Source organism: bacterium, from assembly GCA_020444325.1.
Taxonomy (GTDB): domain Bacteria; phylum Bacteroidota; class Ignavibacteria; order SZUA-365; family SZUA-365; genus BM516.
In genome coordinates this window covers 175,479-188,433 of record JAHLLD010000004.1, presented here as the reverse complement: position 1 = coordinate 188,433, position 12,955 = coordinate 175,479, and the positions used below count along the sequence as shown (strand labels likewise).

General features: G+C 55.3%; 9 protein-coding genes. 4 read left to right on the top strand and 5 right to left on the bottom strand.

Annotated elements, in window-relative coordinates; translation table 11 throughout:
- Positions 1–351: 351 nt before the first annotated feature.
- Together KQI65_07570 and KQI65_07565 are read left to right on the top strand one after the other, a co-directional pair.
- Positions 352–1,800 carry an alkaline phosphatase gene (locus KQI65_07570; GenBank protein ID MCB2204591.1) on the top strand — a complete coding sequence of 483 codons (1,449 nt, stop codon included), beginning with the start codon at positions 352–354 and terminating at the stop codon, positions 1,798–1,800.
- 29 nt (positions 1,801–1,829) lie between these two features.
- A complete protein-coding gene (locus KQI65_07565; protein MCB2204590.1) occupies positions 1,830–2,549 on the top strand; it encodes a hypothetical protein in 720 nt (239 codons plus the stop codon).
- A 317-nt stretch (positions 2,550–2,866) separates the two neighbouring features.
- Here KQI65_07565 and KQI65_07560 read toward each other — a convergent pair whose 3' ends face one another.
- The 4 genes from KQI65_07560 to KQI65_07545 form a co-directional block, all read right to left on the bottom strand.
- A complete protein-coding gene (locus tag KQI65_07560; protein ID MCB2204589.1) occupies positions 2,867–3,925 on the bottom strand; it encodes an adenylate/guanylate cyclase domain-containing protein in 1,059 nt (352 codons plus the stop codon).
- Between the two features lie 235 nt (positions 3,926–4,160).
- Entirely contained in the window at positions 4,161–4,841 is a 681-nt protein-coding gene (locus KQI65_07555) for a hypothetical protein (GenBank protein MCB2204588.1), read from the bottom strand.
- A 155-nt stretch (positions 4,842–4,996) separates the two neighbouring features.
- A complete protein-coding gene (locus tag KQI65_07550) occupies positions 4,997–7,312 on the bottom strand; it encodes a TonB-dependent receptor (protein ID MCB2204587.1) in 2,316 nt (771 codons plus the stop codon).
- A 163-nt stretch (positions 7,313–7,475) separates the two neighbouring features.
- Complete coding sequence (locus tag KQI65_07545; GenBank protein ID MCB2204586.1) at positions 7,476–10,025, bottom strand: gliding motility-associated C-terminal domain-containing protein; 2,550 nt, start codon at positions 10,023–10,025, stop codon at positions 7,476–7,478.
- Positions 10,026–10,245: 220 nt separating this feature from the next.
- On the opposite strand from KQI65_07545, the gene KQI65_07540 reads away from it, so the two are divergent.
- Both KQI65_07540 and KQI65_07535 read left to right on the top strand, forming a co-directional pair.
- Positions 10,246–10,692, top strand: a complete 447-nt coding sequence (locus tag KQI65_07540) for a hypothetical protein (protein MCB2204585.1) — start codon at positions 10,246–10,248, stop codon at positions 10,690–10,692.
- Positions 10,685–10,909: a helix-turn-helix transcriptional regulator gene (locus tag KQI65_07535; protein MCB2204584.1), complete on the top strand. Its 225-nt coding sequence runs from the start codon at positions 10,685–10,687 to the stop codon at positions 10,907–10,909. The genes KQI65_07540 and KQI65_07535 overlap by 8 nt, the downstream gene beginning before the upstream one ends.
- Positions 10,910–10,937: 28 nt before the next feature.
- Here KQI65_07535 and KQI65_07530 read toward each other — a convergent pair whose 3' ends face one another.
- Positions 10,938–12,749 carry a DUF1566 domain-containing protein gene (locus KQI65_07530; GenBank protein ID MCB2204583.1) on the bottom strand — a complete coding sequence of 604 codons (1,812 nt, stop codon included), beginning with the start codon at positions 12,747–12,749 and terminating at the stop codon, positions 10,938–10,940.
- Positions 12,750–12,955 lie beyond the last annotated feature (206 nt).

Genomic DNA, 12,955 nt, shown 5'->3' with positions numbered 1-12,955 from the left:
ACCTACGGATCAGTCAGACCAGAGTCAAGCGTCAGTCGCCCCGGCAGCGCTTGCATGCCTCGCACACGAGCATGCCTCGCACACGAGCGCACCGTGCATTCGACATCGCTTAGCCCGTGTCCGTCGTCACCTGCGGAGCCAACCGCTCACCTCACGTCTTTCTCACACATATGCGATGATTGCCTGACATACGATGGTTATATTTGTTTACTGGATAAAGCCATCCGGCTTTCGGAACTGCAGGCATCATCATTCTCCCGAAAGCGGGATTTTTCATTGCAGGAGTCATCAGCCAATTTCCACAACGCACATGATTTTCAGTACATCCCGTATCGAAGCACGAGCCATCAGATGAATCTACGCAGTCTCCTCCCGGCAGCACTCGCGATTGCAATGCTCTGCACTGTCCTGCCTGCGACGAGCGTGGGGCAGGTATCGCAGGGACGGACGGTGCCGAAGAACATCATTGTCATGATCAGCGATGGCTGCGGCTACAACCACATCCAGGCAGCGAACGCCTGGCATGACGGTGCATTCGAATCACAGCCTTACGAACAGTTTCCACAGAAATTCTTCCTGAGCACATATCCCGCAAAGGCGGAGGAGGCATCTGACAAGGGGAGCGGGCAGCCTGGCTACAATTCACACAGCGCGTGGGCGACGTTCACCTGGGTCAAGCATGGAGCGACGGGATCTGCAGCGGCGGCAACTGCACTCGCGACCGGACAGGAAACCGCCAAGAAGCGTGTCGGTGTCGATGTCAATCTCAAGCCCCTGCAGAATATAACGGAGTGTGCGATTCTGCTCGGTAAGTCCGCTGGAGTGGTTACTTCCGTGCCATGGACGCATGCTACACCGGCTTCCTTCGTCGCACACAATCGGCACCGTGAGAATTACGAAGAACTGGCTCGCGAGATGCTGCTCGACAGCCGGCTTTCGGTCATCATGGGCGCCGGCCACCCGCTGTTCGACGACAATGCCAGAGCAAGAACTGATGCGTATTACCGCTACGTTGGGGGTGAGGATGCATGGAAACATCTTATGGATGGCAGTACGACATTCGGCGTTGCTGCCAATTCCGGAAACAGCAGTGTGCAGGATATCGACGGCGATGGGATGGCTGATGCCTGGACGCTGATTGAGTCGGAAGAGGATTTCCACAAACTGACTCATGGCGACACCCCTTTGCGCGTGCTCGGCCTCCCGCGTGTTCACGAAACCCTGCAGCAAAAACGTGGCACGAGTGATGGGAAAGAAGATGCGTATGTCGTCCCGTTCAATGAGGGGATTCCCACTCTCGAGGTAATGACACGCGGCGCGTTGAATGTGCTCGACAACAACACGAATGGATTTTTCCTCATGGTGGAAGGTGGTGCAGTCGATTGGGCAGCACACGACAATCAACCCGGCCGCCTGATCGAGGAGGAACACGATTTCAACAACGCTGTCAAAGCTGTGATCACATGGATTGAGGCTAACGGCGGTTGGGAGGAGAACCTTCTCATTGTCACTGCGGACCACGAGACAGGCTACCTCACCGGTCCGAAGGAAGCCGATAACTCTCCGGTTACCAATCCGATCATCAATAACGGCAAGCACCGGATGCCCGGCATGCGCTTCAACAGCGATGGACACACGAATCAGCTCATCCCCTTCTATGCGCGCGGCACCGGGAGTGAGCTGTTTTCCCGTTTCGCCGATGAGCGTGACTTAGTGCGGGGACGCTACCTGCATAATGCGGAAGTGGGACAGGTCATGCTGCAACTCTGGCGCGGCAACGGCGTGTCGACAGGAAAGTAAACATCCGCTCCATTGATGATGGAGAAGGGATGCTCTGGGCGATCAGCAGAAAAATCGATATGGTCGGATATCCCGGAGATTATCTCGACTTCAGTGACATCCTTGTCAAGCAGCAGGATTCACATCGTATTCGCAAGGGAATGGATGAACTGATCAGTTCGTTGCGTCCGAGAATTGAAGACATGACAGCGCAGGGACGTGACACGGTGTACGCCGGGCACCGGGATGAATTTCTCGAAATTTACTACGACCTGATTCTTGAAAGCGGCTCTCGTGTCGGACAACCAGGATTTCCGGCCTCCCTCGTCAATGATCAGTTGAAATGGCTGCAGCCTTTCGTCGAGGATGATCCGCTGTTCCAATTGCTGTCGCTGCGGGTATCGACCGGCAGTAATGACAGCCTGCCGATCGAACTTGTTCGCAGCGCGGCACACCGCATCTACGGCAGTCCAACTCTCGCCCTGGGTGTAGCAGAAATACTTGTGGGCAACAGTTACATCAATGAAGCGATTGACGTCATGCAACGCGTCCTGACCCGTCATCCTGACTTTCCCCTGCTCTCGTTGTACCTGGGGAAAGCAGAACTGATGACGCAGCCGCAGCATGTCGATTCCGCCGAGCGCCACCTCCGCTATGCGTTGGAAAATTCCGAGAGCATTCTGCCGGGAAATCCGGAGGGACGTGAAACACTTTTGCAGTGGACGAAGCAGGTACTCTCCAGGATCGCCCAGAGCAGGAACAACGGCTGACGCGGTTTTTACTCGTGCTTCTGCTGCTCCGCCAGTGTTTTCACAACCTGAAGGGCCTTCGGGAAGTGCTCGTTCATGAAGTCCTCGAATGTTTCCACCGCGTCAACTTCAGCAACGAGGCGAATCCCGTTCTCAATGGGTACGAGCCGGTAGCTCTCAGTTCCCCCCCCCCCCCCCCGCCCATTCATCATTTTCCGGTGAAGAAGGGAGTTCTTTTTCGTCAGCGTCGATCATGCCGGGATGCCGAATACTCATGTATTCGTTCGGTATCATGGTTTCAACATCGTGATAAAGAATCGATGGCATGGCAGGAGGTGCTACTGCATGGCTGCGCCTTCCTGCACGGTATAGATTCTTACGGACTTCAACTTCCCTTTCAGCGTAACATCCCCAACCAGGTTCGTGGTATAACTCTTCAATGCATCGACACAACCGCAGATCGCTTCTGAGACGAGCAGTCGGCACCCGAATTCATTGCACTTTTCCTGTATGCGGGCTGCGGTGTTGAGGACGTCTCCGTGATATGCAAGCTCTTTCTTCACCTCTCCGACTTCAGCAGCCGTCACCGAGCCGACATTGAGTGCCGCCTTGAATTCAGGCAGCATCCCGTACCGCTTCATGTAATAGTCGCTGCGTGAGCGTAGGGCGGCGTCGTATGCATAAAATGCCTCCACACAATTTCCGTCGCGTACGCCAAGGTCCGTCTCCCATGTGAGTACGACCTCATCGCCGACGTACTGATATATCATGGCGTGATATTTCATCGCCACGTCAGTAAGATCGAAAAAACAATCCTGTATGAGCTGACTGTAGCGGATATGGCCAAGTTTCTCGGCGTAGGTGGTTGATGATTTTAAATCGAGAAACATGAAAATGCGATGCTCCTCCCTGGGATGATGGTACTTGCCCAGGATAAAGCTCAACAGTACGCCATCGCCGAATTTCTGGCTGACCTGAACAAAAAAGAGCGCGAGAAAAACGCAAACGCCCCAGTAAATCATCCGCAGCAGCATCATCCCGCTGAGTATCGAATCTTTGAGATACTGTTTCCAAACGATCGGCTCAAGCATTCCCGCCCCGAGCTCTGAACTGTACACCAACAATAAGGCCAGCGAATTGGCCACGAAGATACAGCCAATATAGATGGCTGTTTTCACCGCAAGCACCGTTCCAAATGGCTTCTTGCGAAAGACCCGACTGAAAAATGCAATTTCGAAGAGGGCAAGGATGAATGAGGCCGGGATCCCAACGGACAGCGATATCAGCATAATCGTGGTAAAGCTGTATGAATCCCCCCCTGTTGTGGCCTCGAAGTCGGTAAGGACGGCTTCATAGGTGATGATGAACACGATGGCTGCCGACCAGAATGCAGTCATGAAAAAAATTTTTCTCCAATGTCCCCAGCGAAGATCTGACGGATGCACGATCATGACACAGGTCTCCTTCATGTTGAAGCAGGATGTTGCTGGCATGGTATACAGCACAGTCTGCCGCATTGCAGGGGCAACGGCAGAAACAAACAACAAGCTCCATGCACCGGGAAAGGAATTTTCCGAATAGTACGTGATTCAGGCTATGATGTCAATGGCGGAGGATGAGAATCAGGGAGGCTTATCGGTCGCGCCATCTCTCCGGAGAGAGGGAAAAGAGGATGCCGACACTGAACAGGAAACGTGGGTTGTTGTAGAACGTCACAAAGCCTGCGTCGAGCTGGCGGGTAAAAGGCTGACGAATGGCGAGCTCCGGGGTGAATATCAGGACGCCTTCGACGTTCAGCTCGAGTCCTGCCGCGACCATCAGTCCGCCGCTGAAACTGGAAAACGACGCGGCGCGTGGTGCAGGAGGATCACCAACCCCTTCGACAATCACGTCAGCGGGTTTACTGTTGATATCAAGGAAGCCTCCGATGCCCCAGTACGTGCGCATATCCCTCCCGGCATCCTGGACGAATTTGACCAGCACCGGCACCTCCACAATCCACTGTTCATCGAGCATGCCCGTGTATCGACGCGAACCGTCCACCTCCGTAACACGCGCGGAAAAGCCGGCTGCGGCATTCATCTTCGTCAATGCAGCACGGATGGAGAGAAGTGTATACTCAGCGACTGGAATCTCGGTCGCGAGACCGATGACGGCGTAGGATTCGTATCCACGGTCATGCTCTTTCCCGAAGAAATCATAGGTGATCTTCGTGAAGCCCATTCCATCATACGCTCCGAGACGTGCACTCGGCTGCGCGATGAGTGGTGTCACACACAATGAAATGAGCAAAAGCAGAATGAATGTACGCACGGGGTTTCCTGGATGAGACGTACAGCAATTGCGCACGATATCTACGGGAACTGCCGTGATTCATGCACGCAAACGCAACTTCGGGAATCATCAATGCAAATACAAGACGGACAGGCCGGGAATATCCTGTCCGTCAATACCGTACCCATATCGGATCACCAGATCACGTCCACACCGAGATAGAGACGGCGCGGCTGGGTGGGACCGTAGAGATAGCCTGGATCGCGATCAACACCACGCTGCAGATCCTCCTGGTATGCATCGAGAAGATTCTTGACACCGGCGTTGAGCTCCAGGTTCGTGTTCTCGCTTAGTGGGAATCGAAGACTGCCCCCAACATCGATATCGATGAAGGTATCGGTCGTTTCCACGAGACGTTCTCGGGTGGCATCAGGCAATGTCATGGTGCCGGTGTAGCGAAGCGACGCGTACATGCTAAGTCCCTCTGCCACCTGCTGTGTCATGCGCAGATGACCCTGGAAATCAGGCGTATACAGAAAGCGGTCGGAAGCCACACCATCAAACACCTCCTGCGGCTGATCAAACAATGCGCGCTTGAGTGTCCCCCCGAGGCGCAGTTCCGTACTCTGCGCAGGCTTCACGCCGAGATCAAGCTCGAGTCCGCGTACCAACCCACCATCACTGTTCACACGCTGCCATAGTATGACTTCCTCACCGGGGTGCTGCACTTCCATCAGGGTAAAGGCATCTTCAAGACGGGTATGGAAAAGTGTCAGTCCGATAAGCACAGGGGTACTGCCCACGAGTCCGTTGTAATCAAGGTTGACGCTGACCGACGCACTCTGCTCAGGCTGCAATCCGTCAACATTACGTATGACCCGCTGAACGCCTCCGAGAGATTCGATATGCAGGTCTTCGTCGAAGACCTGCGGGGCCTTGAATCCCGTGGTGTACGCCAACCGCAGACTGAGTTCATGGAGCAGTTCAATGCGGGCGTTGATACGGGGACTCAGAACGGCCTCATCCAGTTCGGAGTGTCTGTCGATGCGCACACCGGCGATGAGTACCAGTGCGTGCTCGAAGAGCGTGATGGCATCCTGTGCATACATTCCCACGTTGGTGTACAGCGCATCGATAGCGTATGAAGCGTCTCGCACGCTGCGGTCGACCAGCCGATCGCTGCTGTACTCGACCCCCGCGGTAATATCCTGCACCCCTGTGCTCAGTAAACCGCGGACGCCGGCAATATGTGTTCTGTTTTTTGAGAATCCGTAGTAGCGCAGGGCATCGAGCCTGTCCTGTTCCGTGTCCCCGGCGAGTCCGCCATAGTACGAATCCCTGTCGAGCAGACTGAAACCGTAATGCGCCTGCAAGTGCAGGGCGGCACTTACACGCGATTCCCATCGCAGCTTTCCTCCCCAACGCCGGTGATCAACGGCCTCGGTAATGCGTGCCTCATGCTTGAGTAAGTCCAGGTCGCTGCCGCCGCGGCGCGCCTCGTTGATATGATGGAGGGAGAGCTGGAAGTCACCATATCCCTCAACGTGGAGATAACTGTTGACGCCTATGGTGTTGTTGCTGACCTGGCCCAGTTCAGTAAATCCATCCCCGTTGTGATCATACCCTCCACGGTCACGGGCAGAAATATACAGGAACGCACCCATATCCTTTGAGCCGGACACCCACTCCGTCACCGCTCCGGCCTTGTGATCCAACGTGCCTTTTAGCGACTGTGCCAGGTAATTGAAACGTGTATGCGTCCCGAGTGGTGTACGTGTACGCATGTTGATCGTTCCGGACAATGCTCCCCCGCCGTACAGGGCTGAACCGCCGCCCTTCACAACTTCGATCTGCTCGATCATCTCGTCAGGGAAATGCTCAAGCGCGTAGACCGCAGCCAGTGACGAAACCACTGGATCGCCGTCAATCAATACCTGCGCGTATTTCCCGTCGAAGCCGAGAATGCGCACCTGGGTAAAATTGCAGTTCTGACAGCTGTTATCCACCGACACACCCGTCTGCAGCGAAAGCGCTTCAGCAAGATTGACAGCCTGTGTCTGTTCTATGAGTTTGTGTGTGATGACTTCCGTCTTCACGGGCGATTCCGTGTAGAGGTACGGCGTAGCCGAGCCGGTAATGACCACCGTTCCCATTTCATGTACACCGGGCTGCAGCGAAAATTCGAGTTCTACAGTGCGATTCGATTCAACGAGCACTTCACGGCGCATTCCGGCGTATCCGATATAACTGACGGTGATCGTGTGCTGTCCCTGAGGAAGCTCGGGCAGTTCAAAGCTCCCATCAGTCCCGCTTGTTGCACCGCGGGAAAGGGCATCGATGTAAATGTGAGCGCCAATAACGGGGAGTCCCTCCTCGGAATCGACAACACGTCCCACAATGCGGCCGTGCTGCGCTGCGGTTGTGGTATCCCTGTTATCCATGGCATGAACGGTATGCCCCTGCAAGAGGATCAGCAATGCAGGAAGAATGGCCACAACGACGTTACGCATATCAAGGTTCCATTATCTTCTATTTGGGAAAACGACGGCGCTACTGCTGCCACCGTTGCGTGCGCGACCATGTGCATCGCGCATATACTACTAAGACCAAATATAAATAAGGGAAGCTCTAAAAACAACTAGCAGATCGGAAATATTTTTTCTCTTCTGCCGGTCAGCGGAATATGGCAAGTTTCCCGAGGGCGCGGCTGCCATCCTCGGTTTGCAGAATGTAGAAGTAGCTGCCACCGGGTACCGGACGTCCCTTGCTGTCAAGACCATCCCAGCTTGCGGTGTAGAGCGACGATGCCTGATGCGGTTGAGCAGCGACCAGTTCCACGACTTCCTGCTGCAGCGTATTGTAGACGACGAGTCGCGCCGTGGCGGGTCGCTGCAGGGCGTAACGCAATTGCAGGGGCTGCAGTGCGGGATTCCACGGCGAAGGCCAGGCGTGCAGATCCTCGCTGATCACTGCGGGACGATCGACAGAGACGGTACCATAGGCGCGCAACACACGAATCTCATCCGTTGAACCATCACTGCCGCGGTCCACGTGGAGTTCAATCTGCGTGGTGCGAAGACTGTCTACGCTCCCGACGACCACCGTTTGCGTCTCATCGTCAGCGATCTCAATCCCGGTGAACGTGCTACTGGTCGAGAAGGTCTCACCGAAACGCATCACCTCAACAGCGAAGGTCTTCGTACCTCCCTGGTTCCGCAGCATGGCAACGTGCTCGTTCTCACCCATCTCCACGGTTACTCCGTCACTTCCGCTGAAGTCTATCTCGCTGAAATGGACGAGGATGTCATGCTCCTCGCCGCTTCGCAGCAGCTGTAATACGGACTCATGAACACTGCCCTGCGTGGATACATCCATCCCGAGATCGTCGTTGCGCAGGACGGCACGCACGCTGCTCCCGGCACCGGCACTGTACATCATGTTCAGCGCACCGGGAGGATTAATGCTGGTGATGTTCTCCCTCTCTCCGCCTGTTGTCACATCGACGGCTACCGTGGATGCGAGCTGCGTATCGAGTGTATATCCGGGCACGATGGGGACCGTACCGGTAGTGAGATGGATGGGATGCATGTCTTCCGGCGCATCGAGATCAATATGATTGAGATCGACCGGGTCACGTCCATCCACGGCAAGCATCGCAGTACCTCCTCCCTTGTAAAAAACTTCCGTCCTGTTCGAAGCGAGCAGCGTTGGTTTCGCCCCCTTGCTGGTACTTCCCCCGGGCACCTCATTTGCATGTGCTTTGTACATGGTGGGATAGGTCGCAGCGAATGCCGTGGCGGGCACGTCAGGGAAAAATCCCCTGTCCACGTTTCCATTGCTCCCCAGGATGACGTTCTGCGTCTCATTGACTTCGATGGTACGCGGCACAAAGGGGGAGTAGTTGTCCCACACCTCAATGCGGGTAAGTACTTCGTCATTCTCATCATCAAAGCAGCGTATCACGCGCAGTGGAACCATCGTATGCCCTTCCCCCCCGAGAATCACACTGAGTGCACAGTTGGCGGTGCCATCCTCTTTGAAATTTTCGATGAGCTTTTCCACCATCTGCTTCGGACGCATCTGGTAATTCTGGAAGATGTTTTGAATTGCTTCGGCGCTCATCTGGTAGCAGTGTTTTTCATGCAGTTCCTCAAGCACGATATCCTCCGGTGTGAGATTCCCAAGGGGCTGCGGAACCGCACTGCGAAGCCCGGTATAGTGAAGCAGACTGGAGTAGGCGAAACCGTAACAGCTCCCGCCGAACGGCCGGTTCATGACGTTCCAGCGAAGCATTGCCTTCGGTACATGCACTTTCGGAAACACGCTGCGATACGTCTGTGCTTCCCCGAACGCCCGGGAGAATGCATACCAGTCCGGGAAAATACTCGCAGGCGGATTCCCTGTGACAGTAAGAAACGCATCACCTTCAACGCTGTAATCGAATTGCGACCAGTACGACTCCGGCCAAACGACATCTGGTAGGTTGGTAAACGTGTAGCTGTCGACGCCCATCTCGAATGCGACCTCGTGCTTGAGACAGGGCTCGATCACGTAGGTGGCCTTTTCGCGAAACACGCCGCCATCGTCATCGGTGAAGGAATGATCAAGTTCTTTGTGAATGCGGAAATCTTCGCGTTCGATTCCAGTAATCTCCCAGCCCTCGACCTTGAGATTCTTGATAGGCCAGCCATGAGGCTCGGAGGGACCTTCCCCAACATCGTCGCGTATCACGAACCAGCCGGCAGCCCAGATCGGAACCGCGGGCTGGGTGAAGTCCAGCGTATCCCCATCCTGTAAAAGGCAGTTGATAATCGCACCTTCCCCGGCCATGGTAAACGCTGTTGTTCCTCGCATGCGGATGAACAGACGCACATCAGGCGCCGCATCGAAGTATTCGTCGACCTCCACACGAATGAAGTATCGGTCCGTGCGGTAAATAGGCTGCGCGATCCAGCAATCGTCCCCGAGCGGAATTTCAAAGTTTGTGTGGACGAGGTCTCCCTCGCCGAGATAGGCATCCTCCGCTTCATCATACGTCAAGCGGATGTCGTCAAGACGCACACCGACCGCCGTCACATCACCATTATCGGTAATCGTGATGTCCGAGGTCATCGAAAACATGAAGGAGTCGAAGGTTTTTTCGTAATCCCCTTTCAGCTGGGCCGACAACGTCAGCGTCGTGAGAAAGAGGACAAACGGAACATAGGTAGCGAACCGACGCATGGGAATCTCCTTTCCGGGCACAGCAACGCACAGACGTACGTGACGTGATCGGGGGTCTAAATTTGGGATACGACTTATCTTAATTTAGGCGCTCACCGGGAGGAACGCAAGGGATTCCGGGTTCTGTGTGAAGCTCGATGCACGAAAAGTAAGAAATAGTTGACATTCTCACGCGGTCAATGTAAGTTATTTCTTACACGGCAACATCCTGGAGCATAACATGACAGTCGCAAGCAAGCATGCCCTGACAGCGAGCATTCTCTGGTCCCTCATTTTCCTCTTTCTGATCATCATTGTATTCCGTGGTGGGATCGAACATTTCGACAGCGCGGAGAATTCGATATGGCGGCTGGCCGCAGCGGCGGTAATCCTGCCGGGTTTCATCTTCAATGCGTGGCTGGGCTGGCGGTCGAAGAAAGGCCGCAGGGAGGGAGAAATCGACGAGCGGGATGACGCGATCGCGCTGGCGGCGTCGAGGATCACGCTTGTCGTGGTCGCGCTTGCGGTGTATTTCACCAGCATTCTTCTGTACGAAACGAACGGGCAGTCCGGTGGCGTCCCTGCCGGCTGGCTGTATCTGATCGCGTATGGTACCGTGTGTCTGCTTTCCCTCGTGCATTCGGCGGCGTCGTTCATTCTTGATTGGAGAGGCGGCATCCATGCCTAGGCAGCATATTCGTAACACTGTGCGTCTGCTGCGGGAAGAGAAGGGGATGACACAGGCCGATCTCGCCAGGGCCTGCGGCTGCACGCGGCAGACCATCATCATGCTGGAACAGGAACGGTATGTCCCCTCCCTGTCCCTCGCATTCGCCGTCGCGCGTGTGCTGGGTGCATCCGTGGAAAATGTCTTCAGGGAAGACACCTCCGACGAAGAAAACTGAGGCAATTCAACAGTGTGCAGGTGGTTTGTCAGTGCGTTCGCACAATGCGGATACTCCGCTGGTCGCCTGCAGCGGTGCTGAGACGGCAGAGGTACATGCCGGGGGGAAGCGCGGACGCCTGCAGCGTCATGCCATGCCATCCGGCCGAGAGTTGTGCAGCATCAAGGACGGTCACTCGTTTTTTCCCCAGGAGGTCATGCACGGTCAGGGTAACGGTCGCATCACGTTCGAGTGAAAACTGGATCTGGGCCCCAGCGGTGACGGGGTTTGGTGCTATGGAAAGTGAGAGGGTGCTCGGCAGGACGCTGACAGCTGCCATGATGGACGGCGAATAGCTGAAACTCCCGTCGGTATCCACCTGTCGCAGCCTGTAATACCAGGTCCCTTCACCGGGGACACGGTCGGTCCAGTTGTAATCAGAACTCTGTGTCGTGCTGCCCTGACCGGGTACGAATCCTTCCTCGAGTCGCTCCCAACTGCTACCCTTCGCCGTTTTCCTCTCGACGTAAAAACCGAGATTATTGGTTTCACTCTCCGTGCGCCAGTGCAGGGCAACCTGCAGAGAACCCGGAAAAGTCGTGGCGCGGAAAGAGGACATCTCCACCGGCACGCGCAGATTGCCGCCACGCACCATCCGAACATAATTGTATATGCGAACAACATCGCCCTGTGGACCATGTCCGTACGGGAAGTTTGCAGGGTCCCCCGTCTTGGGATCGCTGCGCTGTGCACCGGCACCGTGGACATCCATCAGAACATAATTGGATGAATTCGGCGGGACAGGCATCCACCCCGGTGCGCGGCCAAAGCAGACATAGGCCGCATACTCACCGCCGCTCGAGGTCGGTGCGCTTTCGAGGTGCGTCGTGCTTGACCAGTAGAATGGATACTCTCCGCCCCCGATGCTGCTCGCATAAAAGATGGGGTCGATGGCTGCGCTGCTACTGGTTGAGGGTGACCGCGTGTAATCGACAATGCTCTGCAATTCCTTGGCGTTAGGGAGCCGCCAATCACTGTACCCGAGGTACTGCGCAGTATTTTTCGCCTGCACCCAGGCCAGAGCCTCCTCCCAGTTCATTCCACCCCTGCTGTCCGCCTGCGTCCACATGAGTCCCGTCGCCTTATCTGTAATCGTGCTGTCCTGATTGTCGACGAAATTGTTGATCCCGTACGAAGCATTCCCACGCACATAGCGCACATACAGCTGCTTGCGTCCCCCCTGCATCGGATCGGGTTTGGGATATCCCTTGATGCGTCCATCAGCGAAATTCACCCCGAACGCCGTCGTGTCATTGTTCATGGTGAAATGCACATAGGTAGTTGAGGACCAGTCCTGACAGTCGATGATGCGCTCACCGAGAGCGGTGTTTCCATACGCAAAGTCGAAATACTGCGTGTCGATGTAGGGAATGGAGTTGGATGCCGTTGTGCCGCTTTTCCCGTTGAAGTCAATAAGGGAATACAGCTCCTTGATCGTTGGCATACGCCAGTCGTTGTAGCCGCCCACAGAGCAGAAGGACGCGCCGGCCTGTGCGTATTCCCATGACATTTTGGATCCCCGCGCCTTCACCCACATCAATCCCGTCACCAGATCACTGATCGTTCCATCCCCGTTGTCCACGTAATGCGGCTGATTCCCCTGGTGCTGCGCATCCTGTCCGTAAAACGCCTGTCCCTGGGATGGCGCCGGCATCTGTCCCGTATTGTTGTAGCATTTTTGCTGTCCGCTGTCCACGATGAAGTAGGTACTGTCGTATTGCGCAAACAGCCGTGATGAAACGAAAATCAGGAAAAGAGTGGTACACAGGGTCAGATTCGTGAAACGTGTACTGCGCTGCATGGTGGCCTCCTTATTCAGGATTTCGGATGTCGCCAATGGCTGCCTGTTGGTGAAGCAAATCCGTATGACAGGGTTGATGGAATTCATCTTTTGGACGCAATCACCCCGCCCGCGTTTAATCCAATAAATAAAATCGATTTCCCGATCCGCGTCGATCCGCGATTATCCGCGATTATCCGCGTCGTTGGCGTTGATCGGCGACCCGT

Coding starts and splice junctions, on each gene's coding strand:
- KQI65_07570 (MCB2204591.1), top strand. CDS start 352: ATGAATCTACGCAGTCTCCTCCCGGCAGCACTCGCGATTGCAATGCTC.
- KQI65_07565 (MCB2204590.1), top strand. CDS start 1,830: ATGCTCTGGGCGATCAGCAGAAAAATCGATATGGTCGGATATCCCGGA.
- KQI65_07560 (MCB2204589.1), bottom strand. CDS start 3,925: ATGACTGCATTCTGGTCGGCAGCCATCGTGTTCATCATCACCTATGAA.
- KQI65_07550 (MCB2204587.1), bottom strand. CDS start 7,312: ATGCGTAACGTCGTTGTGGCCATTCTTCCTGCATTGCTGATCCTCTTG.
- KQI65_07545 (MCB2204586.1), bottom strand. CDS start 10,025: ATGCGTCGGTTCGCTACCTATGTTCCGTTTGTCCTCTTTCTCACGACG.
- KQI65_07540 (MCB2204585.1), top strand. CDS start 10,246: ATGACAGTCGCAAGCAAGCATGCCCTGACAGCGAGCATTCTCTGGTCC.
- KQI65_07535 (MCB2204584.1), top strand. CDS start 10,685: ATGCCTAGGCAGCATATTCGTAACACTGTGCGTCTGCTGCGGGAAGAG.
- KQI65_07530 (MCB2204583.1), bottom strand. CDS start 12,749: ATGCAGCGCAGTACACGTTTCACGAATCTGACCCTGTGTACCACTCTT.